Source organism: Pseudomonas sp. PNPG3 (genome assembly GCF_023093815.1).
In the GTDB taxonomy this organism is placed as follows: Bacteria; Pseudomonadota; Gammaproteobacteria; order Pseudomonadales; family Pseudomonadaceae; genus Aquipseudomonas; species Aquipseudomonas asiatica.
Window position 1 is genome coordinate 1 of sequence record NZ_JALLKV010000048.1, and the last position, 26018, is coordinate 26018.

At 63.8% G+C, this 26018-nt stretch carries 20 protein-coding genes, 1 tRNA gene and 1 pseudogene; 9 read left to right on the forward strand and 13 right to left on the reverse strand.

Annotated features, from left to right (window positions below; translation table 11 throughout):
- Positions 1-175: 175 nt before the first annotated feature.
- The 13 genes from MJ643_RS23650 to MJ643_RS23710 all read right to left on the reverse strand — a co-directional run bounded on the left by MJ643_RS23650 (position 176) and on the right by MJ643_RS23710 (position 17977).
- Positions 176-1441: a VWA domain-containing protein gene (locus MJ643_RS23650; protein WP_013970403.1), complete on the reverse strand. Its 1266-nt coding sequence runs from the start codon at positions 1439-1441 to the stop codon at positions 176-178.
- Positions 1442-1449: 8 nt separating this feature from the next.
- A complete protein-coding gene (locus MJ643_RS23655) occupies positions 1450-2682 on the reverse strand; it encodes a hypothetical protein (RefSeq protein WP_013970404.1) in 1233 nt (410 codons plus the stop codon).
- Between the two features lie 46 nt (positions 2683-2728).
- On the reverse strand, positions 2729-3232 hold the full coding sequence (locus MJ643_RS23660; RefSeq protein ID WP_013970405.1) for a hypothetical protein: 504 nt from the start codon (positions 3230-3232) through the stop codon (positions 2729-2731).
- Between the two features lie 13 nt (positions 3233-3245).
- A complete protein-coding gene (locus MJ643_RS23665) occupies positions 3246-3980 on the reverse strand; it encodes a hypothetical protein (protein ID WP_013970406.1) in 735 nt (244 codons plus the stop codon).
- 25 nt (positions 3981-4005) lie between these two features.
- Entirely contained in the window at positions 4006-5556 is a 1551-nt protein-coding gene (locus tag MJ643_RS23670; RefSeq protein WP_013970407.1) for an SUMF1/EgtB/PvdO family nonheme iron enzyme, read from the reverse strand.
- Positions 5546-6769: an FtsX-like permease family protein gene (locus tag MJ643_RS23675; protein ID WP_013970408.1), complete on the reverse strand. Its 1224-nt coding sequence runs from the start codon at positions 6767-6769 to the stop codon at positions 5546-5548. The genes MJ643_RS23670 and MJ643_RS23675 overlap by 11 nt, the downstream gene beginning before the upstream one ends.
- Positions 6753-7451, reverse strand: coding sequence for an ABC transporter ATP-binding protein (locus MJ643_RS23680; protein ID WP_013970409.1), 699 nt, complete (start codon positions 7449-7451; stop codon positions 6753-6755). Before MJ643_RS23680 ends, MJ643_RS23675 begins: the two co-directional genes overlap by 17 nt.
- A gap of 6 nt (positions 7452-7457) precedes the next feature.
- On the reverse strand, positions 7458-9407 hold the full coding sequence (locus tag MJ643_RS23685) for a vWA domain-containing protein (protein ID WP_013970410.1): 1950 nt from the start codon (positions 9405-9407) through the stop codon (positions 7458-7460).
- Positions 9404-10444: a hypothetical protein gene (locus tag MJ643_RS23690; RefSeq protein WP_247727014.1), complete on the reverse strand. Its 1041-nt coding sequence runs from the start codon at positions 10442-10444 to the stop codon at positions 9404-9406. The genes MJ643_RS23685 and MJ643_RS23690 overlap by 4 nt, the downstream gene beginning before the upstream one ends.
- A gap of 5 nt (positions 10445-10449) precedes the next feature.
- Positions 10450-13158 (reverse strand): virulence factor SrfC family protein, encoded by a 2709-nt coding sequence (locus tag MJ643_RS23695; RefSeq protein WP_013970412.1) that lies wholly within the window; start codon positions 13156-13158, stop codon positions 10450-10452.
- A complete protein-coding gene (locus MJ643_RS23700; RefSeq protein WP_024087981.1) occupies positions 13155-16232 on the reverse strand; it encodes a virulence factor SrfB in 3078 nt (1025 codons plus the stop codon). The genes MJ643_RS23695 and MJ643_RS23700 overlap by 4 nt, the downstream gene beginning before the upstream one ends.
- A 20-nt stretch (positions 16233-16252) precedes the next feature.
- Entirely contained in the window at positions 16253-17728 is a 1476-nt protein-coding gene (locus MJ643_RS23705; protein ID WP_024087982.1) for an SrfA family protein, read from the reverse strand.
- Positions 17729-17900: 172 nt separating this feature from the next.
- Positions 17901-17977 (reverse strand) — tRNA-Arg (locus MJ643_RS23710).
- A 380-nt stretch (positions 17978-18357) separates the two neighbouring features.
- Here MJ643_RS23710 and MJ643_RS23715 point away from each other — a divergent pair.
- From MJ643_RS23715 to MJ643_RS31600, 9 genes and pseudogenes are all read left to right on the forward strand, one after another.
- Complete coding sequence (locus MJ643_RS23715) at positions 18358-19107, forward strand: GntR family transcriptional regulator (protein ID WP_013970414.1); 750 nt, start codon at positions 18358-18360, stop codon at positions 19105-19107.
- Positions 19104-20828, forward strand: a complete 1725-nt coding sequence (locus tag MJ643_RS23720; RefSeq protein WP_013970415.1) for a fumarate reductase/succinate dehydrogenase flavoprotein subunit — start codon at positions 19104-19106, stop codon at positions 20826-20828. The genes MJ643_RS23715 and MJ643_RS23720 overlap by 4 nt, the downstream gene beginning before the upstream one ends.
- 143 nt (positions 20829-20971) lie before the next feature.
- Entirely contained in the window at positions 20972-21217 is a 246-nt protein-coding gene (locus MJ643_RS23725) for a ferredoxin family protein (protein WP_008096634.1), read from the forward strand.
- 120 nt (positions 21218-21337) lie between these two features.
- Positions 21338-22744 carry an ABC transporter substrate-binding protein gene (locus tag MJ643_RS23730; protein WP_208209540.1) on the forward strand — a complete coding sequence of 469 codons (1407 nt, stop codon included), beginning with the start codon at positions 21338-21340 and terminating at the stop codon, positions 22742-22744.
- Between the two features lie 15 nt (positions 22745-22759).
- Positions 22760-23542: an ABC transporter permease gene (locus MJ643_RS23735; RefSeq protein WP_013970417.1), complete on the forward strand. Its 783-nt coding sequence runs from the start codon at positions 22760-22762 to the stop codon at positions 23540-23542.
- Positions 23542-24393: an ABC transporter ATP-binding protein gene (locus tag MJ643_RS23740; protein WP_208209539.1), complete on the forward strand. Its 852-nt coding sequence runs from the start codon at positions 23542-23544 to the stop codon at positions 24391-24393. The genes MJ643_RS23735 and MJ643_RS23740 overlap by 1 nt, the downstream gene beginning before the upstream one ends.
- Positions 24390-25355 (forward strand): HEAT repeat domain-containing protein, encoded by a 966-nt coding sequence (locus tag MJ643_RS23745; protein ID WP_013970419.1) that lies wholly within the window; start codon positions 24390-24392, stop codon positions 25353-25355. The genes MJ643_RS23740 and MJ643_RS23745 overlap by 4 nt, the downstream gene beginning before the upstream one ends.
- Positions 25355-25630 (forward strand): gamma-butyrobetaine hydroxylase-like domain-containing protein, encoded by a 276-nt coding sequence (locus MJ643_RS23750; RefSeq protein WP_024087985.1) that lies wholly within the window; start codon positions 25355-25357, stop codon positions 25628-25630. Before MJ643_RS23745 ends, MJ643_RS23750 begins: the two co-directional genes overlap by 1 nt.
- Before the next feature lie 104 nt (positions 25631-25734).
- A pseudogene (locus MJ643_RS31600) lies at positions 25735-25933 on the forward strand (aryl sulfotransferase); the annotation flags it as partial.
- Positions 25934-26018: the final 85 nt, after the last annotated feature.

Sequence of the window (26018 nt, forward strand, 5' to 3'; positions counted from 1 at the left end):
GCGAACACCGGCGCAGCCGGTGCCATGCACCGCGCTGGATTCTTCGCGGGCGAGCTCCCACAGGTACTGTGCAGGCTTTGGGCGCACGCTATCCCTGTGGGAGCGGCTTTAGCCGCGAACACCGGCACAGCCGGTGCCATGCACCGCGCTGGATGCTTCGCGGGCAAGCCCGTGTCTACAGGCAACCGCTCGCCGCCACCTCTTGGCTCGCTTCCTTGAGCGCTGCGGCAACGGCGGCGGCATCATTGGCGGTGTACACCCGCCCGCCGGTGTTGCTGGCTGCGCAGTTCGAGCCGGTGCTGGCGCTGATGTTGACCACATTGATCCGCAGTCGTGGCTGGCTTCTGGCTATTTGTTCCGACACGTTGCACACGCTGGTGCCGCAACTGTCCCGGCCATCCACGAACATCACGATCACCCCATCCCGGTCGCGCCCGTTCATCTTGCTGGCTGCCGCTTGCAGGCTGATGCCCAGGCCTGTCCCGCCCCGTGCATTCAGGTCGGCTACACGCTTGATGAGGTCGGCGCGCTGGCCTTGCCCGAAGACACCGTGATCGACCGGGCTGCGGCAACCATCGAAGGTGACCAGGCGCATGTCCACATCCTTGTCCAGGTCGCCAATCACCGAGGTCAGCGAGCTTTTGGCCACATCCATGCGGGTGAGCCGTTGTGGCTGGTTGTTGGCCAGCAGCTCATCGACGTAGGGAATGCGGGCCAGCAAGGCGATATACCAAGGGTCATCCTCCTTTTTCACCCTGATGCGCTGGTCCATGGAACCGGAGGTGTCCAGCACCACTGCAAACTCCGACGCCTGGAAGGCACCGCCTGGCGTACAGATTGCAGTCTGCGGGTAGCTTTGCCAGCGCTGGTACAGTGCCGGCCAACTGCTATATAGCCAGTAGAGCAGTAGCAACAGCAGGCCAAACAGCAACCAGGGCCACAGGCGCAGGGGGCGGCGTTCGACCATCACTGTGGTGCGCGTTTCCACGGGTTTTGGCGTTGGCGCGGGCTTTGGCTTGGCCGACGCTAGCTTTGGCGGTGGCGCGACAGGTGTCGGCTGCCCCCAGCGAATCACCAGAGGTTCCCCGTTGATGCTGTACAGGTTGGCCAGATCCGGTGGCCCGACCAGTGTGCGCAACGCCTCTGCGGCAGGTGCCTGGCCGCGCTTTTGCAGCTCGTCTGCCAACTGCCCGACAGCAGCCTGGCGCTCTTCGTAGCGTTTCAGCAGGGCTGCCTGCTGTTCTCGTCCGAGCGTGGCATACAGATGTGGTTGCCCCTCCAGCTCGGACCACCATTCCAGTATGCCGTCGCGGCCCTGCCTGGGTATTGCATACAGGTTGGCGATACCCGGTGGAAAATGCTGGCGAATCAGGGCCACCCTCTGTTCGAGGGCGTTGGCAGCATCCTGGCTGGCATCGGTGTCGCGGTTTACCCTTTGCATGGTTCTTCCTAGTCGCAATCAGCCGTGCTGGAGACTTCCTGGCTGGCATCCTTGAGGGCTGCGGCTATCTGCTCGGCGTCGTTGGCGGAATAGATTCGGCCACCCGTGTTCTCGGCGACGCAGCTGGCCAGGTTGCTGTTGCTGATGTTGATCAGGTTGACGCGCAGGCGTGGCTGCTCGCGGGCAATTCGTTGCGCCACGGCACAAACGTCCTGCTCACAACCGTCCGCGCCGTCGATGAACATCAGAATCATGCCGTCGCGGTCGCGGCCGTTCATGGTTCTGGCCGTCATGTCCAGGCTGGCTGCCAGGGCGGTGCCATCGTTGGGTACCAGTGCCTGGATACCTTCGATCAGGGCCGGGCGCTGGGCAAGCTTGAACACGCCATGGTCCAGCGGCGCACGGCAGCCATCGAAAGTCACCACACGCATGTCGACCGCCGGGTGCAGGTCGTTGATCAGGTGGGTCAGGCTGCTCTTGGCCACGTCCATGCGTATGGGGGCCTGGGTAAGTTGCGCAACACGTTGCTGATCGATGTTCGGATCATCATTGATGTGCTGGAAGAACCATTTTTCGTCTTCCGGGGTAGCGGCGACGTTGAGCAGCATCGAGCCCGAGGTATCGAGCACCACGGAAAATTCCGGCGGCTGTATCCGCGTGTCCTTCACGCAGGCGAACGGCGTTGTGTCGCGGCTGGCCAGCCAGTGCTGCAGGTGCGGCCAGCCGAACCACCAGGCCAGGGCCAGCAACAGCAGGCCAAGCAGCGGCAGCAGAAACCACGGCAGCCATATCCAGCGCCGGCGGGCCACCGGCGCAGGTGGCGGTACGGGCACCGGCGCGGGCTTGACTGGTGCCGGCTCGACCCAGCGTACGACCAGTGGTTGCCCGTTGACGCTGTACAGGTTGTCCAGGTTGGCAGGGCCGATCAGCTTGCGTAACAGGGCCGCCTCGTTGGCCTGGCCCAGCCCTTCCAGCTTGCCTACCAGTTGGCGTACTGCTTCCTGGCGTTCGTCGTACAGGCGCAGCAAGGCTGCCTGCTGCTCGGCGCCCAGGTCGTGGTAACGGTGCGGTTGACCTTGCAGGTCCGACCACCATTCGCGCAGGCCGTCCTTGCCAGTGCGTGGTGTGGCAAACAGGTGGGCAATACTTGGGGGAAAGTGCCTGACGATGATCGCCATAGCCTCTTCGAGTGCCCGCAGGTCGTCCTTGGCCGGGCTGGTGTCGCGGGTAACCCGCTGCATGTGGATATCCTGAAAAGATTCGGCAGCCGAAGCTGCCGAAAAGGTTTTACTCGTAACCCAGGCTTAGCTGAAGGCGGCTGACCTGCTGTTGCAGGTCCTTGAGTTTCTGCTTGCGAGCTTCGATCTGGGCGCTGCTGGCGTTTTGCGAGGGCGCAGCCTGGTTGGCCTTGAGCTGCTGCTCCAGGGCGGCGATCTGCTTTTGCACATCGCTCTTGTTGCCATGGCGGGCCTTGAGGGTACTCAGCAGGCCATTCAACGATTTCTCCAGGCTGGCCTGCTGGCGCTGCTGGCTTTGCAGGTCCTGGCGGGTCGAGGCCTGCAGCGCGCTCAACTGTGCGTAGACCTCGTTGAACTGGCGGTTCTGCTCTTGGGCACTCAGCAGGCTCTGCTCGCTGTTGCGTACGCCTTCGGCATAGCCTCCGCCATAGTCACAGTTGAGTTTGCCAATCAGGCTGGTGTCGCTGTCAGAGGCATTGCACTGCGAAGCAGTGGTCGCACACCCCGCAAGGCTGGCCAGCAGGGCCAGGCACAGGCAGTTACGCAGGAACATGGCGTGCTCTCCCTCAGCCCAAGGTGATAGCCGAACGCTGGTTGTAGAGGCCGTCGACCTCTTGCTGCAGCGACGCGACCTTGGTGTTCATCTTGGCGATTTCGGCTTCCACCTTCTGCACCTCGGCTGGGCTGGCGCCGCCGTCTCGTTCGAGCTTGGCCACCTGCTGGTACTCGGTAACGCGGGTTTTCATGTTGTTCAGGTCTTTGCGCATCAAGCTGATGTTCTGGTCGATGTTGGCGATGTCCTGCTGGGCCTTGGCCATGTCTATGGTCTTGGCCTTGATGCTGTTCTGGATGCTGGCAATCTGTTCTTTGTCGTCATTGATGACGCGTTGCAGGGTGTTGGTACGCTCCGCCACCTTGGCGGTTTCACCCTGTACTTCGGTGGTCATCGCGTTCAGGCGTTCAGTGGTATCGGCATACTTGGCCCGACGCTGGTCCAGGTAGTAGTTGGCGCCCATTGCCACGCCGCATGCCGCGACACCGGCGATGATCGAGCAAGCCGCCTTGTTACCCGAGTTGGACAGCATGCAGGCAAGGATACCGCCGCCAGCGGCAAGGGCGCAGGCCTGGAAGCCCGAAGTGCTGAAGAACTTCGCATCATTGCCAGTAGTCAGGCGCGGGTCGGCGGTGCCGCCGCCACCGGTCAGCGAACTGCCGGTGCTGGCGCATCCGGTGAAGGCCAGGCACGCGGCCATCAGCAAGCTGAGCCAAGGGTTGATACGGCTGGATGGGGTGGTGTTCATGTTGCAGCTCCTGGATGTCCTTGAGTCAGTGTGCGACGGTCTTGCACTTGTTCAGCCAAGCGGTGGCGTCAATTTTCTGGGTCTTCAGGAACGACACCTGGTTGGCCCAGTGGGTTTGCAGGTACGGCGACAGTTCCTTGAGGTTCTTGTTGGCCTTGAACGAGCCGTCCAGCACCGGGACCTGGGCTTCGATCAAGTCTTTGCCGTACAGCGAGCCGGACTCCACAAGGGAGCTGGCGTAGTAACGGCTGAGTTTGTGCAAGCGTTGCTCTTGCTCTTCGAGCTTGACCTTGCGCACGCCACAGGTCGGGTCCTCTTCGCCGGCCTTGCAGTTGCTGGCGTAATTTTTCTGCAGGAAGTCCAGGTACTGGCCATCGTCGAGCATCTTGGTACACAGGAAGGCACCCAGGTTGAGACTGGCGCGGATTGCCTGGTCGCGGGCTTCCTGCTGTTGCTGGTTGCTGGCGCGCAATTGGTTTTCGACCGTTTTCAGCTGGGTCTTGAGGGCTTCGTCTTCGACGTTGGAGGCAAGCTCTTCCAGCGCCTTGACGGTGCCTTTCTGTTTGCTCTCGGTGGCCGGTTGATCGCTACCCAGGTTGCTCCAGCTTTTCTCGATGCTCTTTACCCGGTCCCGCGAAGTCAGGGTGGGTGAAACCATGGCCAGGCGCAGGCCGTTGGTTTTCTTGGCCACGGCGCCTTCGGCGTTGTAATACGGCTCTTCCTGGCGCAGCGAGGTGCGCAGGTCGCCCTCACTGGTCAGGTAGTTGCCACCACGCACCACGTAGCCGCCAGCCTGGCCATGCTGGCGGTCGAGCTTGTTCAGGCGGAACGGCTCGAACATCATCTCGCTGGCATTGCCGAGCATGTCGTGCAGGCCCAGCGGGTTCGGCTTGAGCAGGCCGCTCAGCTGCAACTGGCCGTTGGCGGACTGGGCACCGGCGAACCATTCGTAGGCATTCAGGCCTTCGGGCATGGGGTAGCGGCCATCGCGGAATTCGGCTGTGCTGACTTGCAAGCCACCGCGCGCGGCGAACTCCCATTCCACCTCGGTCGGCAAGCGCAGGAACCCCTGGGCGCCATCTTCGCGGGGCAGCTTGTCTGGCGCATTGGCGCGCAACCAGCGGTTGTACTTGTCGGCGGCCTGCAGGGCATCCAGCCAGGAAACCGACACAATCGGCAGGCGTTGCTTGTTGGCGGCGGTCGGGCAGGTCTCGTCCATCAACGCCTTGTATTGCAACTGGCTCATCTCGTACTTGGCCAGCAGGTAATAGCGCGACTTCTCGCCTTTGGCGCTGGTGAAGCTACCGGCAATGAAGGCGGGTCGGGTCTGCTCGACATAGCCCCATTCGGCGCTGTCCTGGCCGATGTTGATCGGGTAGTCGTCCAGCGGCCCGGCCACCGGGATCATCACCTTGCGAAACACCATGGCTCCGTCGCAGGGCATGGGCAGCACCACGTCGTCGGCATCAGGCATCGGGTTGTAGTACTTCTCGTCCCAGCTTGCCGCTGCTGCCTGTAGGGCGAAGCCGAGACCGAGTGGCGCCAGAAGCAGGCGGCTATAGGCTTTAGAGTTCACGCAGGCTCTCCGCAGGTTGTATCCGTATGGCACGCAAGGCGCCGATCAGGGCGACCAGGCCGGCGACCAGGAAGGCCAGCAGCAGGGCGACCAGGCCATGCCAGACGGTGATGTGACAGATGAAGGCGCCGGTTGCCTGGCTGCTGACCAGTAGCCGGTCGAACAGCAGGCTGCCCAGGTAGTAGCTGCCAAGCCCGCCCAGGTAGCCTGCCAGGCTCAGCACCAGCGCTTGCAGTACCACGTAGGCGGACACTGCGGCACTGCTGAAGCCCAGCAGGCGCAGCACTGCCAGGTGGCGGCGCTTGCGGTCGATGTTGGCCAGGAAGGCGCCGACCAGCGAGGCGATGCAGCCAATCAGTGCGGCCCCGGCAATAACGCCGAAAATAAGCCCCAGCACGTGGTTGATCGCTTTGACGTTGTCGATCTCTGCCAAGCGGCTGGTGGTCTCGATACGCTGTTCATTGAGCCAGTGCTCCAGCGGCGCCACGCTGTCGATGTCTCGCGCATAGACCCGCGCCCGGGCGTAACCGACTTTCAAGGCGTCCAGGGCCTGGCCGCTGCTGGCCCCCAGGCTGGTGACCAGGTAGCCATCGCGGTAGTGCTCCAGCTCCATCAGCAGCTCGGGGCTGACGAAAGCAGCCGGCCGGGCGAAGCGCACCGAACCGACGATGGCGCGTACCTGCAGGGCACGCTCGCCACGCTCGTTGACCTCGTTCAGGCGCCGGGCGACGCGCAAGCGCAGGGTGTCCCCAACCTTGGCGTCAAGGCGCTCGGCGGCCCGTTCGCTGAGGATCAGCTGGTTGGGCGCCAGCTCGCTCAGGTCTGTCGCCAGCAACGGGTCGCCGGCTCGGGTAGGAATGACTTCGACATTGTCGGCAAAGCGGCCATGTGCCCCGAGCAGGTCGGCCTGGGTGTTCAGGGAGCGGGTCTGGCCAATGGCGAAGCCTACCTCCGGGCGTGCCTGCAGGCGCTGCAACCAAGCCTGGTCGTAGTGCCCACTGCTGAGCATCTTGACTTCGAGGTTGCGCGGGTCGCTGAGCAGTTCCTGCTGCAACTGGCTGACCACTCCGTGCTTGAGGCCGAACAGCAGCAGCAGGGGCGCGATGACGGCCACCAGCGAGGCCGCCATGCACAGGGAAACGTTGCGGTCGTGCCACAGGTCGGCCAGGGACAACCTGACCAGTAGCAGCAGGCGTTTATGCCACGGGTTCAAAGCGTGTTTCCCCTTGACCGTTGATGGCGCCCAGCCGTGGCAGGCCGAAGCGTTCGACCAGCGCCCAGTCGTGTGACACGACCAAGGCACTCAGCCCCAGCTCGGCCACCAGATTCAGCAGCAGCTCGAACAGCCGCTCGGCGTTGTGTGGGTCCAGTGCGGCGGTTGGCTCGTCGGCCAACAGCACCTTTGGCTCGTGGGCGATGGCGCGCACGCAGGCCACCCGCTGGCGCTCGCCAATGGACAGCGCCTGGGGCAGCTTGCTCAGCAGCGGTGCCAGGCGCAGTGCTTCGACGGCCTTGTCCACCGCTGCGCTGGCAGGTGCCAGGCCGAGCAGGCGGCGCGGCAGCAGAATGTTGTCACGCACACTGAGGAAGGGCAGCAGCCCACCGTTCTGCAGCACGAAGCCAAGTTCGCGTGAGCGCAATGCCGCCAGCGCCGGCTGCTGGTCGGTGGCCAGCAGGCTGGCCACATCCTGGCGTTGCGGGCCAAGCCGGTAATGCGTCAGTTGTTCAGGCTTGAGCAGCAGGCCGATGGCTTCCAGCAGGGTGCTCTTGCCGCAGCCGCTTTCGCCGGTAATGGCGCGAATCTCGCCGGCCTGCAGGCACAGCGCGTCCAGCCGTATCCGGTGAGCCTGCGATCCTTCGCCTCGAACAACCCGTAATCCCTTGATCTCGAGCATGTGGGGTCAGGGCATCATTTCCAGTGGTACCGGGTAGACGTTGTCACGGCTGTCACTGCCCGGAGCCAGAGCGACCCAGCGGTCGACGTCAGCGTTGTAGCGCTGGTAATGGCGAAGCTTGGTGCTCAGGCTTCGGATGAATTTCTCCTGGGCCAGGCCGTCCCAGCCTTTCCAGGTTTCTTCGTCGAGGTTCAGCACTTCGCTCTGGTAGGGCAGGTCTTGCAGGTATTCGCCCAGTACGCCCAGGTCAGCCACACGGGTGCTCGAGCCCTGCTTCAGCTGGTTCGGGTCGGCGCCCATGGTCGCTGCAACCGAGCGCAGGCGGGTGAACATTTCGTCAGGCGAAATCATGCCTTCGTTGGCCGCATCGAGGATCTGCTTGAGCACATCGCTCAGGTCGCTGAGCTGGGCCTTGGTCAGCAAGACGCGCACATCGGTGGTCGGCACATTCTGCTTGATCAGGTCGCGGTCGCTGATCCAGGCCTGGAACACCGGCGGCACCTGGCTGCCGGTGGCCTTGCCAAGGTAGGCCAGCTGCATGGCGTGGCCAATCAGCGCGGCATCTTCGAGCATTTTCTTCTCGGCGGGGTCGGCCTTGGCGTTGGTGGCGCTGCCAATGGCGGCCTCGCCCATGTAGGCGGCTCGCACTTGCTGGGTGATGGCCGCAGCCAGCCCGTCGACCTTGCGCCCAAAGGCTTGCACATCACCGGCATTGACCGGGTAGTACAGCGAGGTATTGGTACCCGGGTAGTTCGACAGCGTGCGGTACTGTGCCTCGGCGCTACTGTGGTTCTTCGCCCCGCTCGGGGTTTTCAGGTGCAGGGTATACAGCGCAACGCCCGGGTTGCTGGCTTCGATCCTGACCTGCTCGGCGCCAAGGCCGGTGCTGGACAGCTTGTCACCCCCGTCGATGGCTCCGGCATCGGTGATCAGCACCACATAGCGTGCGCCGAACTGGCTCCAGTCGATCTGGTCCACGGCCGACATCACGCCGGCGTAGGCATCTTCGTTGAACTCACTGCTGGAGACCTTGGCCTGCTTGAGGTCGGCAACCTTGGCCATGAAGTCGGCACCGTCCTTCACCGTGTTGGGGTCGGCGTACATCTTGCTGACGTACTCCAGGCCCGGTACGGCCTTGGTGCTGGAACGGTAGGCCACCAGGCCGAACTTGACCTGTTTGCCGAGGTTTTCCTTTTCGATCTGCGCATACACGCGCTTGATCGCCTCACGGGTGCGGTCGATGTACGGGTCCATCGAGATGGTCGAGTCGATGACGAACACCACCGCGGCACTGAACGCCTTCAACTGCTGGTTGGCAGCGGCCTGGCTGGGTGCAGGCGAAGCCGCTGCGGCGCTATCGGCCTTGCTGACCGAAGCCACGTTGAGGATGCGGGTACGGAAGCCTTCTTCCGTCATCACTTCTTCGCCGCTGAGCACTGGCAGCAGGTAAAAGTTCTTTTGCAGGTCGACGAAGTACTCGGGCTCTTCGGCCAGTACCCCTGGCGCCTCGGTGCCATGCTTGAGCTTGGCGCGTAGCGGCGCCACATGGCTGACCGGGTCGGGGGCATTGAGGATGCCTTCGAGCTGGTTACGTTCCTTGAAGAACATCAGCCGGTCGCGGTTGGCCGGGTTGGTGAAGGCCAGGGTCAGTTGCATTTTCCATTCGACGGTGCAGTCCGCAGGCAGCCAGCCGATGCTCTTGCCCTGGGTGTCGGGCCCCACCCGCAGCCACTCGCGGGCGTCGGCCTGGGCACGTTCATACACATAGAAGCGGCTGAAAGTCGGCTGCGCGGCACCAGGGGCGGCACCGGCGCTATCGCTGAGCTTGCAGCCAGGGGTGGTCAGCACGCGTTGGAACAGGGTTTTCTTGCCATCCTGCAGCAGGGGCTTCTCGGCTGCCTGCAGGGCAGGGCTGAGCGACAAGGCCAGCAATGCGGCGCCAATACGCAGCTTCATGGCTTGAGCTCCTCATAGCGCTGCTTGGCTTCGGCGTTGTTCTCATCGAAGCTGAGGATGGTCTCGTACCAGGAGGCTGCCGTGGCGCTTTCCGGGGCCTTGAAGCAGTTGCTTGGCTGGTGGTACTTGGGATCGTATTCGTGGGCGTAGGCCGTGGCGATCTGGATGTCACCGGCATTGGCACGGTTGGCATACAGGCGCTGGGCCACGTCGCACTGGTCGTTGGCCTTGGCCAGGTTGATCACCTCAAGCAGCGCGGCGCTGTCTGGCTTGCTCTGGATGCAAGACTGCAGGAATGCCAGCGATGTCTGGCCTTTCATGCTTTCCAGCGAGCATGGTTTGGCCGTTTCGGTTTGGGCGACGGGCTGGTCTTCAGGCGGTACGGGTGCAGGTGCTTCGGCGGCGTTGCGATTGAACCACCACCAGCCGCCCCCGGCGGCAAGCGCCAGCAGGATCAGGATCAACAGGGGCAGCAGCCACTTGTTGCCTTGTTTGGCCGCCACCGTCGGCGGCGCAGCGACTGGCGCTGGCTGAGGGGCTGGCGCGGGCTCGGGCTCGGGGTCTGCAGCCACTGCAGGAGCAGGCTCCGGCGTGCTCGCCGCCGGTGGCTCGATAACCACCGACGCGCTCGGCAACGGTGCCGGTGGCGGCGACTTCTCCAGCGCCGGCACCGACTCGACGGAGGCCACGATGGCATTGTTGATGCGCACCATGCCCAGGTCGCTGTGCCCGGTCTGCGGGTTGCTGACCTCGATGCGGAACGTAGCGGTGCCGCTGGCCTGCAACAACGGGTTGATCAGGTTGGGGCCGATCCGCGTCTCGATGGCTGGCGCGCCTGCAACGGCAATCAGGTTATCCAGGCGGAACCAGTGGGCGACGTTGCCCCAGTGCCCGCCTTCATGCAGGAACTCATGGGACTGGCTGCTTTGCAGGGAGCATTGCAGCCCTTCGCTGGCGCCCTCCCAGCCGGTGATCCGCAGCAGGCCCTGGCCCGGCGTGTTCACTTCCAGTGGCAGCACATCAACTCTGATACCCATTGCAATCAACTCGCTTGAAAGGTGTTCAGCAGCACCGCCAACTGGCGTCGCTGCTCGGTGGTGATTTCCGGGTCGGCGCCGCTCTTGGCGTTTTCCTGGGTCAGCCAGGCCAGGCCCGACAGCCAGTCGACCAGGAAGCGTTGTTCATGGTGCGGCGGTTGTTCCGGCAGTACCGGCAGCTCGCCCTGGGGCACGCTCTGGTAGAAGTTGAACACTGGCTCGCGCGAACCCAGCAGGCTGTTCGGGCGTTCATCGGCGGGCTTCTCCAGCAAGCCGAACCAGGAAAGGAAGTCGCGCATGGCCAACTGCACCGTCAGCACCTGGCGCTGGACCATTTGGTCGCGGCGCATGCCGTTGAGCACCCGGCGCATGACGGCGGTGTCCAGTTGCTCGATGAACAGCGGGCGGCGTACCGCGCTGACCAGCTCTTCGACCAGGGCCTCGACCACTTCACGGCTGATGCGCAGGCTGCTCAGGCGCATGGGTTGCGTGCCCAGGTCGCGCATGTGCTTGATCCACGCCTTCAACGCCGCGCGGACAAAGCGCTGCTCAGAGGTGAGGCGCTTGGCCAGCGGCTTGGCAGCCGGTGCTGGTGCGGCGGCAGGAGTGTTGGCGAACAGGTTGCCAAAGCTGATGGCCGGGGCCTTGTTGGCCGGGGCTTTGGCGGCTTGTTCCGGCTCTTCAGCGGCGTCGCCGTCAATGCCATCGATGTCGTACACGCCGCCCAGGTAAAGATCGCGCAGCTGTTCGACAGGCACTTGCAAGGCATGGATCAGTTCGCTGATCGCATCCGGGTCGGCACCCAGGTTGTCGAGCAGGTACTGGGTCTTTTCCCGCTTCTTGTTCAGCAGCTGTTCGAAGTCTTCCTCGCGCCAGGTATTCAGGCCGTGCTCCAGCAGGTCGGTGCGGCACTGTTCCAGTTGCTCTTCGATACGGGTGAGCTTGAAGTCGATGTTGCTGATGCCCTGGAAGCTGCCACTGAAGCGGCTGATACCACCGTCATTGAGTTCGAGCATCGCGGCCCAGGCGTCGGCCGGGTCCTTGATATGACGCAGCACCGACGGGCTTTGCGCAAAGCACTGTTGCAACTGCACAAGGCGCGGTGCATGGCGTTCGTTCAGGCAGGTTTCTTCGCCGTTGCCGGTGTCGCGTTCGATGAACGCGGTATCCAGGCGTGGCTTGCGCACCAGGTAGGTGTTATTGAACGGTACGCCGGACCAGTCTTTCATCCACTCCTGGCTGCCAAAACGCTCGATCATGGTCAGCTTCATCATGTTCTCGCAGCCTTCGGGCAGTTGACCCTCGCTCAGGCTGAGGGTGTTGCCGATGAAGCCATCGAGCATGGTCAGCGCCCAGATCAGGCCGGGGGTGCGCTGGCTGCGCTCCTTGGGCGTGGCGCCTTGGGTCTTGTGGATCCAGCGGGTCAGCACCGGCCCGACGCTGACCACTTCGCTTTGCTTGAACGAACTGGTGCACAACACCAGGCCGTTCATCTGCTGGGCGTCGGTATAGCGCTCGAACAGATAGGCGACCTTGCCACGCAGGATCAGGCTGGCGGCCGGGTTGACCTCCTCGACCACGTCGGGGCTTGCTGCATCTTCGATACGCAGCAGCTTCTGGCGAGTGCGGTAACCGGGGAAGTCGAGCAGGTCGACTTCCTCTACTACCGGGTCCTTGGGGCTGTTGGTCAGGCGGAAGGTCATTTCGGCAGTCAGTGCCGCCAGTTGCGCGACCGACAGTGAAACGCTGCCCTGGACCTTGTCACCGTGCAGCGGCAGGACGTTCACTGGCAGGTCGCGGCCAGTGCCCAGGCGGCCGAGAATATCGACGTTCATGATGCTGTTGGCCTGGGTGTAGGCGCCGTTCTCTTCCTTCACCAGTACGCTCAAGGGGGCGTAGACGGTGTCGGGGAACCCCAGCTTCTGCAAGCCGCCGACCAGCAGTTCATAGATTTCGGTGAGGGCGTCCTGTTCACCCCACAGTACCGAAAACAGTTTGGCGCGCTGACGCGGGTTCAGGCGTGGCGCCAGCTTGATCACCCGTGGCCAGTAAAGCTCGTTGAGCTTGCGCACCGACTTTTCGTAGTTGCCTTTCAGGTAGTCCCACAAGGCAACCACGTCATCCCCGTTGACGCCCGGTTGCAGGCCTTTGTTCTCGCCGCCCTCGAAGCTGGCCAGCAGGGCCTGGATACGTTCGTCGGTATAGGTGTAATCCAGTTTTTCCTGGTCGAAATCCTCGAACCAGGCATTGGACAGGATCTTGGCCACTTCGATTTCGCTGAACAGCTTCAGCTCGACCGGATGGTTGGCATCCGGGCTGGGCTTGGCGCGCCGGCTGAAGCGAGTGACCAGGCCGGTGGCTTCCTTGCCCAGGCCGGTCGGGTTCACATGTTCGATGAAGTCCAGGGTGCGGCCACCGAAATCGGTTTCCAGGCGCCCGCTGCGGTCGGCGGCCAATGCCGAGATCAGGTACGACTTGCCCGCCTGGGACAGGCCGAAGAAGCCGATCACCATGGGCGTGGAGGCGGCACGCTGCAGGTCCTTGGCACGGTTGCGGGCCTGGCGCAGGCGCAGGTTGAGGCCATCGGCCTCGGCCTCGACACTGGCGGCATTGCCACGCACCTGCTCGATCCAGTCCAGGGCCTCGCCGGCGCCTTTGTGAATGGCGCCCCAGGCACCCATCAACTGCTGTTGCTTTGGCGTAAGGTCGCTCATTTTCCTTTGACGTTCCCGCTGTCGAGCCAATAGTCGCTGTCACTCAAGCTCATGGTCGGCATGGTGTTGAGTGAGAGTTCAAGATCCCGGTCGAAATCGAAGTCGGCATCCAGGATGTTCGATTCCAGCTTCTGGATGACCAGCTTGTCGCTGATCAGCCCCTGGTCACGTTCTTCCTGGTCGAACTGCTCGATTTCCAGGCGAATGCGCAGCACAGGAGCCTCGCCGTTCTTGCCCACCGCGCGGGAAAACGCTGCGCTGCCCGAGGGGGTGAAGCGCAGGGTGTACAGCGGTGAGGCCGACCAGCGCTCGGCGGCCAGTTGGCGGTAACCCAGGTGCATGTCGCCGCGCATTTCCAGCCAGGGCGTACCGCGCTCCTCACCCTCGCCGACGATCGGCAACTCGATCAGCCCCTTGTCGGACTTGAGGTCGTGGTAGAGCACGTCGGCGTGCTTGATGGTGCCGGCATTGTCGATCTGGCCGAAGTGTTTGATGACCGAATACGGCTTGAGCGCGGCAGTGCGGAAGTAGAAGTTCGGCACGCTGTGCTTGGAGCACAGCAGGCAGATCATCGCACCCACCGAGGCGGTGCTTTTCGGGTCGTCGATCAGGCCATTGCGGTGGAACGGGTACCACCCGCCAGTGCGGTAGTTCTGCATCGGCAGGATGCGCCCTGGCGGCAGCGGCAGGCGCTGGCGAATGAAGGCCTGGATGCCGGGCAGACGCGACGGGCGGCCAGTCAGCAGGAGCATGTCGCAGGGGTAGTTGAATACCACTTCGCACAGTTCGCCGAGCACCTTGGTGATGTTGATCTGGCCACCCATGAAGGCAGCGTGGACCTGCTCGAGGTCGAAGACAATGGGCGTCTGCAGCAGGTCCAGGGCACCGTCGCGGCCGACTTCGCGGCGCACGGCGGCGTTGACGAACGCCAGTACGCTGTCATTGACCCTGGCCTCGCCCAGTACCTGCTGCCAGGTCTGCTCCACGGCAGCCTGCGGTTGCGCCGGGTCGAATTGCTCATAGGCCTTGAGCAGGGCCAGGCCCAGCGGCACGAACACTTGCAGGTTCAATTGCTGGCGCAGCAGGCGCTCCTGGGCCGTGGCATCGCCATTGCCGCACAGGCGCGACATCAGCGCATCGGGTGCCGGAACGCCGGCAGTGCGCAGTGCATTGGCGAAGGACGGCAGGATGAACTCCTGGATCACGTCCAGCAGGATGTCATCACCGGCAATCTTGAAGCCATCACGGAAGCGCTGGGTCGGCACGATATGCACGTTGGCGCCGGCACCACCACCTGCGCCACGGTCCAGGCGGTAATCGGTGATCACCAGGTCGGTGGTGCCACCGCCAATGTCGATGGTCGCCAGGCTGATCTGTTCGTGTTCCTGTTTGTCCGGGCGCGCCAGGGCGACGAAGAATTCTTCCGGGTGGCCGGCAAAGTTTTCGTTGACCTCGTTGTACAGGTAAACCAGCTGGCCGCAGCTGGCTTCGTCCCACTCCACACGCACGCTGGGGAACGGGGTACGGGTCTTGACGTCCTTGCCCTTGAACGGGTTGCTCTCGTCCTGGTGCCAGCCCAGGCTTTTCCAGACCAGGCCGATGGCTTCGTACAGGCGGTTGCTGAGCAGGCTGCGTTCGGCCTGGGGCATGCCAGGCGGCACGGTCAGGGTAATGCTGTTGAGCTGGCGCGGCACCCGCGCATGGCCCTGGCGCGAACGCTGGGCCGGGCTGTTGATCTGGCTCAGCGCCTGGGTCACCACTTCGGCCAGCATGAAAGTCATCAGGCTGCTGCGCGAATAGCGTGGGTTGAACACCGGCATGTCGAAGGGTTTGAGGTACAGCGGCTGGCCACGGTCGTTGATCAGGTTGGCAAATGGCGCGGCGACGGCCATGGGCTCCTTGTCGGTCTTGACGTAGGCGGTGTTGAAGCGCCAGCCATGGCCGTAGGCCTTTTCGTCCCACAGGTAGCGTTTGGGGCTGGAGAGGCCGGTCGAGCCTTCGGTGCCGCGGTTGCGGCTGGCCAGGCGGCTGGCTTCGCCGCCGACCCGGGCAATGGTCGGCCACTGGAAGGCATTGTGCCGGCCGCTCTTGATCGACAGGTGGTCTTTGCCGAAGGCCGCATGGGTGAATTCGACCCGGCTCTCGAAGGCTTGGTTGTAGACCTTTTCCGGCTCGCTCAGGTCGCGCAGCGCCAGCACGTAGTTGTGGCGCATGCCCGAACCCGCCTGGCCATGGTCCTCGATGAGGATGCCGCAGGTGCGCGAGTTGCCTACGTCCAGCACCAGGTCCACCGGGATCGGTTTGACGATGCCATTGGCCTCGTTGGCGATCACCTTGATTTCCGGGATCTCGACCTTTGGTTTTTCGCCGCTCTGCTCGGCCGGCACCGGGCGGCGCAACAGGCTCAGCAGGTTCAGGTAGTGGCCAAGGTGGCGGTTACCCTGCAGGTCACGTTCCAGGCGTTCGCGCGTCCACTCTGCGCGGGCCTCTGTGTACACCTCGGTCAGCCAGTCGCGGATCCAGGTGTGGGTCAGGAACCAGCCATATTCGCGGGCACTGCAGGCCAGCTTGAACGCCACGCCCGCGCGCACGTCGTCTTCGTTGGGTGCCAGGTACGGTGCACCGGCTACCAGCGGCATGGTACGGCTGTCGAAACCGAGGGTAAGGCGGTGGGTGTTGCCGTCGAGGTCAGGCTCGGCGAGCTTGACCAGGCGCATGCGCGCCCAGTTGTTCGGGCCTTCATCAAAGCGATAGGGGGGCGTGAAGCGCAGGAACGGGATGGGCAACCATACCCCGTCCAGCAGCTTCAGGCTGTCTTCCATGGGCAGGCGGAAGTGGCTTTCTTCGCTGGTGTCGAACTCCACCTGTACCACTTTGTCCGGCTCGGGCTCGTAGAAGTCCTTGTATTCCTTGGACCACAGCAGGCGTGTAGGCACCATGCCGTTGTTGAGCTGGACGAATTTGCCGGTCTGCTCGCCATCCGGGCCGAGACGCAGGGCGAAATCCATGAATTGAATTCCGGTATCGCTGACCAGCGTGACCGTTTCTTCGAACTGGGTGATTTCGGGCAACATCTTCTGCGTTTCTCGTGTGATTAGCCGGCTTTGTTCATCAGCATCGGGAAGCCTTGGGCACCGTAGTTGCCGGTGCAGTCAGCCGCGCCGTTGGCGTTGGGTATGCAATCCACCTGCGGCAGCTCGTAGCTGCTGCCGTCGGCGCAGGCAGCCTGGCCTGCACTGTTGATCGACAACTGTCCGCCCTGCATGGCGGCGGTAACGGGTGCCTGGCATTGCACGCCGTCGGAGCGGCTGACGGTGGCCTGGCCCTTGCCGTCCTGGAAGTCGTATTTCAGGCGTAGCGGTTTGCCTGTACCTACCTCCTGGATGCCAGCGCCGGCCCAGTTGCCGTTGAGGAAATCGGCAGTGCCGTCCGCCGCATCTGGCGGGATGCTCAACGGGTTTGGCGCGGCTGGTGCTGTTGTGGTTGGCGGTTGCTCGTCGGCCAACTGTGGTGGCGCTGGCGGGGTGTTGTCGCCGGAGGAGGCGGGGGCCTGAGTGCCAGCCGTTTCCTCTGCTGCTGGCTGCTCGTCCGGAACTGGCGTCGCTTCTGGTGTACCTTCTGCTTGGTTGCCGGCCTGTGGCGGTTCATCGCCCGCATCGGTCTGGCCGGTAGGCGCGGGAACCGGAGCAACCACTGCCCCCGGGGTGCCGGAGGTCGGCACCTGGACATTGCCGTTCGGTGCGCCAACAACGGACGGCGAACCGCTTGCCAGGGTAGCGATGTCGTTGGCCTGGGTAGCGCTATTACGGTCCAGATCCGGCATGCCTGGACCGGAAAGATCGACCCCCGGGATGCAGCCACGCAGCCCGAACAGCAGCAGGGGCAGGAGTGCCAAAAGCAACAGCAAAGGCAGCAGCCAGCGCCAATTGCGCCACCACGGCAAGCGTGCGACCGCAGCCGCTGGTGCTAGAGCTGGTGCTGGCGGGGCCATGGGGGCAGCAGCAGGTGCCAACGGCGCAGCCACGGGCTCGGCGATGGGCGTGGTGCGTGGATAAAGGCAGTGCAGGGGCTGCCGGCTGCGCTCGGCACCGGCATGGATGAAGCCCCAGAAGGTCAGTACCGGGCGGCCATCGACCAGGTAGACGAAGTTCTCGTCGGGGAAGGGCACCACGCAGGTCAGCAGCTTGCCGAACACCGCGTTGTCGCCCTGGGCGGCTTTCTTGCTGGTGGCCGTAGGCTGGCCATTGGCATCCAGGCCCAACAAGGTGTTGCTCAGGGCGTTGATCTTGCTCTGCAACACTTCAAGCTGCACCCGTGCCGGCGCACGCTCTTCCTCGGTGGCGCTGCTCCAGGGGATCACATCGCCGGGGCGGTCGCTGTACCAGTCGATGGTGCTGCCCTGTTCATCGCTCTGGGGGATGGCCAGGTGCTCGATCAGCTCTGGGTGCTCCGGGTACTTGCGGCGAATCGCTTCGCGGATCTGCAAAGCAGCGCGATAGACGGGCTGGCCAGTCTCGCCCAATGCTGTGAAGTGCTCACTTCTACCGCTGCGTAGTAATACTCCGCGCATCCTTGAGACCTACCTAGTCTATTAGCCGAATCCGTTCGGTATCCATTATTCAATACCGAAAAACTGAGCAACACTAATGGCAAAGTGCTTTTTTCGTCAATTCATCTTGATGGCTTTTTGACGTCAAGGAGAAACGAAAAAGCCCCGGGAGATCTCCCAGGGCTTTTTGATATGGCGCACTCGGCGGGATTCGAACCCACGACCCCTGCCTTCGGAGGGCAGTACTCTATCCAGCTGAGCTACGAGTGCAACGCGCACGCATGATACCCATCTGCGCCGGTCGCGTCCATCGCCTTGATCTATGGCCTTTTTTCCTTCGTGGCCTGTGCCGGCCCCTTCGCGGCTAAAGCCGCTCCCACCTCGACCGCATAGCCTCAAGCCCTGTGCAGTACCTGTGGGAGCCGGCTTGCCGGCGATGAGGCCAGTCCAGGCAATACAAGACAGTGGCTCCCACAGGTTTGAGGCCTGTGCGTTCGAGGTGGGAGCGGCTTTAGCCGCGAAAGGGCCGGCACAGGCCAATGCAAATCCATCTATCCATATTCGATATCAGTATTTCCTTGCCGGTTCTTATACCCGCTAGTCTCTGGTCACAGCTTGTTATAACAAGTCATCGATCAGCGAAGAGACCCATGGCCGAACTGCTCCCCCTGTCCCCGGTACCGCTCTACACCCAGCTCAAGGAATTGCTGCGCGAGCGCATCCTCGACGGCACTTATCCGCCGCATAGCCGCATGCCCTCGGAAAGCGAACTGGGCAAGGCCTTCGACGTCAGCCGCATCACCGTGCGCCAGGCGCTGGGCGACCTGCAGAAGGAAGGCTTGATTTTCAAGATTCACGGCAAGGGCACCTTCGTCGCCAAGCCCAAGGCGTTCCAGAACGTCAGCACCCTGCAGGGCCTGGGCGAGTCGATGACGCAGATGGGCTACGAAGTGCTCAACCGCCTGCGCAGCTTTCGCCATGTGCCGGCCAACGCGTTGGTGGCAGCGCGGCTACAGGTCGAGGAGGGTAGCCTGGTCACCGAGATCCGCCGGGTGCGGCTGATCAACCGCGAGCCGGTATCGCTGGAGCTGACCTGGCTGCCCAAGGCCGTCGGCGAAAAACTGGAAAAGGCCGACCTGGTCACCCGCGACATTTTCCTGCTGCTGGAAAACGACTGCGGCATCGCCCTTGGCCACGCCGACCTGGCCATCGATGCGGTGCTGGCCGACAGCGACCTGACCCAGGCGTTAGGGGTGGAGGAGGGCGCGCCGATCATGCGCATCGAGCGCCTGACCCACGCCGCCGACGGTACGCCGCTGGACTTCGAACACCTGTACTACCGCGGCGATGCTTTCCAGTACCGCCTGCGCATCGACCGCCAGAAGGGGAGCAAGGCATGAGCATCCACACCCAGGACTACGACATCATCGTCATCGGTGGCGGCACCGCCGGGCCGATGGCGGCGATCAAGGCCAAGGAGCAGGACAAAAGCCTGCGCGTGCTGCTGCTGGACAAGGCCAACGTCAAGCGCAGCGGTGCCATCAGCATGGGCATGGACGGCCTGAACAACGCCATCATTCCCGGCCATGCCACGCCGGAGCAGTACACCAAGGAAATCACAGTGGCCAATGACGGCATCGTCAACCAGGCCACCGTGCATGCCTACGCCACCCACAGTTTCGAGACCATCGAGCAGCTCGACCGCTGGGGCGTGAAGTTCGAGAAAGACGAGACTGGCGACTATGCGGTGAAGCAGGTTCACCACATGGGGGCCTACGTGCTGCCCATGCCCGAAGGCCACGACATCAAGAAGGTGCTGTATCGCCAGCTCAAGCGTGCCCGGGTCGAGATCAGCAACCGCATGGTCTGCACCCGTGTGCTGCTCGATGGCGAAGGCGCCGCTGCCGGTGTACTGGGCTTCGATTGCCGCAGCGGCGAGTTTCGCGTGGTACGGGCCAAGGCGGTGATCCTCGCCTGCGGTGCTGCCGGGCGCCTGGGCCTGCCGTCGTCGGGCTATTTGATGGGCACCTACGAGAACCCGACCAACGCCGGTGATGGCTACGCCATGGCCTACCATGCAGGCGCCGAACTGGCCAACCTCGAGTGCTTCCAGATCAACCCGCTGATCAAGGACTACAACGGCCCGGCCTGCGCCTACGTCACCGGCCCACTGGGCGGCTACACCGCCAACAGCAAGGGCGAGCGCTTCATCGAGTGCGACTACTGGAGCGGGCAGATGATGTGGGAGTTCCACCAGGAACTCGAAGGCGGTAATGGCCCGGTGTTCCTCAAGCTCGATCACCTGGCCGAAGAGACCATCCAGAACATCGAAGAGATCCTGCACAGCAACGAACGCCCCAGCCGTGGCCAGTTCCACGCCGGGCGTGGCACCGATTATCGCCAGCACATGGTCGAGATGCACATCTCCGAAATCGGCTTCTGTTCCGGGCATTCGGCCTCGGGCGTGTGGGTCAATGAAAAGGCCGAGACCAGCGTCAAGGGTTTATATGCCGCCGGTGACATGGCCGCGGTGCCGCACAACTACATGCTCGGCGCCTTCACCTACGGCTGGTTTGCCGGGGTGAACGCTGCTCGGTACGTGGCCGGGCGCGAACTCGCCGAGGTCGATGCCGCGCAGGTAGAGCGCGAGCGCGCGCGGGTGTTTGCGCCGCTGCAGCGTGAGCATGGCCTGCCGCCAGCCCAGGTCGAGTACAAGCTCAGGCGCATGGTCAACGATTACCTGCAGCCGCCGAAGGTGACCAAGAAGATGGAAATCGGCCTGGCACGCTTTGCCGAGATCGAACGTGACCTGGAGCAGATGAAAGCCGGCAACCCGCATGAACTGATGCGTGCGATGGAAGTGTCGGTGATCCGCGATTGCGCCGAGATGGCTGCACGGGCCTCGCTGTTCCGCGAGGAAAGCCGTTGGGGGCTGTACCACCATCGGGTGGACTTCCCTGAGCGCAACGATGGCGAATGGTTTTGCCACTGCCACCTGAAAAAGGGCGAGCACGGCGAGATGACCAGTTTCAAGAAGGCCGTGGAGCCTTACCTGATCCCGCTGGATGCCGAAGAGCAGGCCGCTTACGACCGCTTGAGAGTGAAAGCCGATGCCGCCTAGGCGACGCTGTGCCCTGTGGGAGCGGGTTTACCCGCGAAAGCGTCGGTGCGTTGACCACCGCATTCGCGGGTAAACCCGCTCCCACAGCGAATGCAGAAACTTCCAGAAACGGGTGCCCATGAAGGCCCCAAGGACTCCGTGAAATGGCCTACCAGCCGCAAGAAATCTTCTTCCGCAGCAGCGCCCCGGTCACCATCGACGAAGACAAGTGCATCGCCGAAAAAGGCTGCACCGTATGCGTCGAGGTCTGCCCCATGGACCTGCTGGCGATCAACCCGGCCACGCAGAAGGCCTATATGGCCTTCGATGAATGCTGGTACTGCATGCCCTGCGAGAAGGACTGCCCCACCGGTGCGGTGAAAGTCGACATTCCGTACCTGCTGCGCTGAAGCACCCCAGCCATCCGGCGAACCACCGGACGCCCTCCTGCAATGCCCCTCGTTTCCCACCACCCAAGCCCGGTGGCGGAGACGACTCCATAAATCAAAACGATTCGAGGGGAAATACCCATGCGCCTTGTTGCAACCGTGGCCGGCCTAGCGCTGGCGCTCACTGGCCTGAATGCCAGCGCCGAAACCATCCGCATCGCCATCGGCACCCAGGACACCACCATCAACTGCGCCACCGGTGGCCTGCTGATACGTGAACTGGGCCTGCTGGACAAGTACCTGCCGCATGACGGCAAATACAAAGATGCCAAGTACCAGGTCGAGTGGAAAAACTTCACCAGCGGCGCGCCGCTGACCAACGAAATGGTCGCCGGCAAACTCGACTTCGGCGCCATGGCCGACTTCCCAGGGTCGTTCAACGGCGTCGCGCACCTGGATGCCGGCAAGCGCAGCCTGTTCATCAGCGTGCTGTCGGGCAGTGTGCATGGCAGCGGCAACGGCATCGTCGTACCGGCGGCGTCCAGCGTGCAGTCGCTTGGCGAGCTCAAGGGCAAGACCATTTCCGTGCCGTTCGCCTCCACCGCCCACGGCATGTTGCTGCGCGCCGTCGCAGCCCAGGGCTGGGACCCGCAGAAGGATGTGCGGATCATTGCCCAGGCACCGGAGATCGCCGGCTCCGCCCTGCGCAGCAACCGCATCGAAGCGCATGCCGACTTCGTGCCGTTTGCCGAGCTGTTCCCCAACCGCGGCTTCGCCCGCAAGATTTACGACGGCGCCCAGGCCAACGCGCCGACCTTCCATGGCGCCCTGGTCGATGCCGACTATGCGAAGAAGTACCCGGAAGTGGTCACCGCCTACCTGCGTGCCAGCATGGAAGCCGACCGCCTGATCGCCGCCGAGCCGGAGAAGTACAGCGAGTTGATCGAAAAGGTCACCGGCATTGAAGCGGAGGTCAATTACCTGTTCCACGGCCCGCTCGGCCTGCAGACCCGCGACCTGACCTGGAAGCCTGAATACCGCCAGGCAGTCGCTACGTCCATCGATACGCTCAAGCTGCTGAAAAAGACCGACCTTGGCCTCGACACCGACAAGTTCATCGACGACCAGTACATCCGTGCGGCCTTCAAGCAGGCTGGCCTGGACTACGACAAGGCGCTGAAAGATTACGAGCCGCTGCCACTCAAGGCCAATGACGCGCTGACCGGCAAACCGATCACCGACTTCAGCCGCCTGGCGCAGATCTGGGTGCGCGGTGAAGACAAGGTCCGCCACTACGCTTCGCCGGAGGCCGCCCTCGGCGCCCTGGCCCAGTTGGAGCAGGAGGGCAAGGACATCCGCGCGATCTACGCCCAGGCCGCCGACAGCGGCATCAAGTTGTTGGCCAACCAGGCCTGGTTCGTGCGCAACACCAAGGGCGAACTGGCGGCGTTCCTGCTCAAGGACCAGGCCGAGCAATATGCCCAGGCCCATGGCGGTGAAGCGCTGGACTTCGTCAGCGCCAACCAGAAGCTGGTCGCCCAGCGCTGACCGGGAGGTACCGACATGACCTGCAACCTCACGCGTTGGCCGGTGCGCCTGGCTTCGCTGCTGGGCTGCCTGCTGTTCTGGCAGTTGGCGGCAAGCGTCAAGCTGGACCTCGGTCTGCTGACGTTCACCTATGTCCCCACGCCGAAGGCAGTGCTGGAAGCAGCCTGGCAGTTGCTGACCTCCAACACCCTGCTGGCGCACCTGGGCAGCAGCCTGTCGCGGGTGTTTGCCGGTTATGCCACCGCGGCGTTGCTGGGTGTGGCCCTGGGGGTACTGATCGGCCGCTGGAAATGGGCCGAAGACACCCTGCTGCCGCCGCTCGAAGTGCTGCGGCCGATCCCGGCGGTGGCATGGATCCCGCTGGCGATCCTGATGTTCCCATCGTCGGAGCTGTCGATGGTGTTCATCACCTTCACCGGCGCGTTGTTCCCCATCCTGCTCAACACCGTGCACGGCGTCGAGGCCGTCGACCCTCGGCTGGTGGCGTCGGCGCGCAGCCTCGGTGCCGGGCGCTGGGCGATCCTGGGCGAAGTGGTGCTGCCTGGCGCACTGCCAAGCATCATTACCGGCCTGGCCATCGGCATGGGTACCTCATGGTTCTGCCTGGTCACCGCCGAGATGATTTCCGGGCAGTTCGGTATCGGCTACTACACCTGGGAGTCGTACACCTTGCAAAACTACCCGGACATCATCGTCGGCATGCTGCTGATCGGCGTGCTGGGCATGGGCAGCAGCGCCCTGGTCAAGCGCCTCGGGGAGCTGGCCACGCCTTGGTACCGCACGCGGAGGGCCAGCTGATGAACAGCTATCAACAGCTGCCAGGGCGTATCGAAGGCCGTGACCTGTCGATACGCCTGGGGCACGGCAGCGAAGCGTTCGAGGCGGTACAGCGAGTGGACTTCGCCGTAGAGCCCGGCGAGTTCGTCTGCATCCTCGGCCCCTCCGGTTGTGGCAAGTCGACGTTGCTCGGCGCCCTGGCCGGGCATCTGCTGCCCAGCAGCGGCCAGTTGAGCATGGACGGCCAGGCTGTTGCCGGGCCGTCACCGCAGCGTGGCATGGTGTTCCAGCACCACACCTTGCTGCCCTGGCGTAGCGTGCTCGACAACGTGGCTTTCGGCCTGAAGATGCAAGGCCTGGGCCGCGTCGAACGTCGCCAGCAGGCTCACGATATGCTGCAACTGGTGGGCCTGGCCGACTTTGCCGGGCGCTGGCCCAGCCAGCTGTCCGGAGGCATGCAGCAACGGGCCGAGATCGCTCGGGTGCTGATCAACCGGCCGCGGCTATTGCTGATGGACGAACCCTTCGGTGCCCTCGATGCGCAAACTCGTTCACGCATGCAGGAGCTGTTGCTGGACATCTGGGCAGGCATCCGTACCACCGTGGTGTTCGTCACCCACGATATCGACGAGGCGCTGTTCCTCGCCGACCGTATCCTGGTGATGAGCCCGCTCCCCGGCCGCTTTATCGAGGACCTGCGCCTGGGCTTTCCGCGCCCACGCCGCGCCAGCCTGCTGACCAGCCCTGAGTTCACCCACTTGAAGCGCCATTGCCTGGCCTTGCTACGCCATGAAGAAGGCCGCGAACTTCCGCGCCTGACACCACTTGGCCTGCCAGCCAGCGACCACCCGCCGCTACGGATTGCCCTATGACTGAACGACACATCGACAACCCCGACATTCTCGAACTGCTGCCACGTCTCGAAGCGGCCGACGCAGGCGTGCGGCGCATCGCCTTGATCGAACTGGCCGACCTGGAAGATCCGCTAGCCTTGCCATGGCTGACCGATGCCCTGCTGGTCGATGGTGCCGATGAGGTGCGCGCCGAGGCCGCACGCTTGCTGGAGGCCTGGGAAGAGCCGGAAGTGGTACAGGCGCTGTGTGCGGCGTTGGCCGACAGCGCCGAAACGGTGCGTCTTGCCGCCGCGCAGAGCCTCAGCGAGCTGAAGAGCCAAGAGGCCGGGCAGTTGATCCTGCCGTGGGTCGGCCATGCCGATGCCTTCGTCCGTGCCAGTGCGTTGCGTGCCCTGCGCGAGCTGCGCCTTGAGGATGCCGCCAGGCCGGCGCTGCTGGCACTGCAGGACCAGGACTCCGCTGTACGGCGCGAAGCCGTTGCTATCCTGGGCTGGCTCAAGCATGAGCCGGCGTTGCCCGCGCTGGCGAAACTGGCCGAGCATGAGCCCGACACTGAGGTACGTCGCGCGGCAATTGGCGCCCTGGGCCTTGCTCGCCACAGCAGCGTGTTGCCGGCTTTGATTGGTGCATTACATGACCCTGCCTGGCAGGTGCGCGAAGAGGCCGCGACGACCCTGGGCAAGGTTGGTCATGCCCAGGCCGGTCAGGCATTGGTCGACGCGTTGGGCGATGACTTCTGGCAGGTTCGCTTGCGCGCCGCCCGCTCGTTGGGCCGCCTGCGCCATGCCGAGGCACTGGGGGCGCTGGCCGGGTTGCTCAGCCACGGCATCGCCAACCTGCGCAAGGAAGCCGCGCTGGCGCTTGGCGAACTAGGCCTGCCCCGCGCCTTGCCGGTGCTGCAGGCGGCCGAGGCCGACAGTGACCCGGAAGTGCGCAAGGCGGTGCGCATTGCCTTGGCGCAGTTGCGCGGAGCCGTGTGATGAACAGCCCGGACGCGATACATAACCAGCGCGAGGCGAGGCAGTTGATCGTGCAATGGCAGGAGGCCGAGCAGGTCGTCAGCCACGCCCGCCTGCGTGGCGCATGCCCCTGCTCGCAATGCCGGGCGGCGCGGTTGCAGGGGCGGGTTTCGTTGGTAAGGGATGATGTGCGTGTGGAGCGTGTGGTGGCGCAGGGGTATGGGGTGCAGTTGATATTCAGCGATGGCCACGAGCGTGGTATCTACCCCTGGGCCTACCTGCGCGAGCTTGGTTGACAGGTCCGGCCCGTCGCCGGCAAGCCCCACAGGTACTTGGGCCTTGAGCGCGATGCGGTAGAGGTGGGAGCCGGCTTGCCGGCGATGAGGCCAGTGCATGCAGGCAGGAGCGTGGCGACGAGTGGTATAGCCCGGTGACCTCGGTGGTGGCCTACCGGCCAGAGACCGATACCCAGCACCACGGTGCTCAACGGGGTACGGCGCGGGACCCAGGGGGTGCTGGTGGAGCTGAAGGTGCATAGCCGGCAGCCGGGTAGCGTGGGCTACCGGGCGTTGGTGATCGACCCGGCCAAGGCGTTCTGACTCACCCCTTCCGGGAGGGCCGTCGGTCCTCCCATCACATTTCTTTCAGCTCAATCGTCTAACCTGTACTGGCCCTATCGCCGGC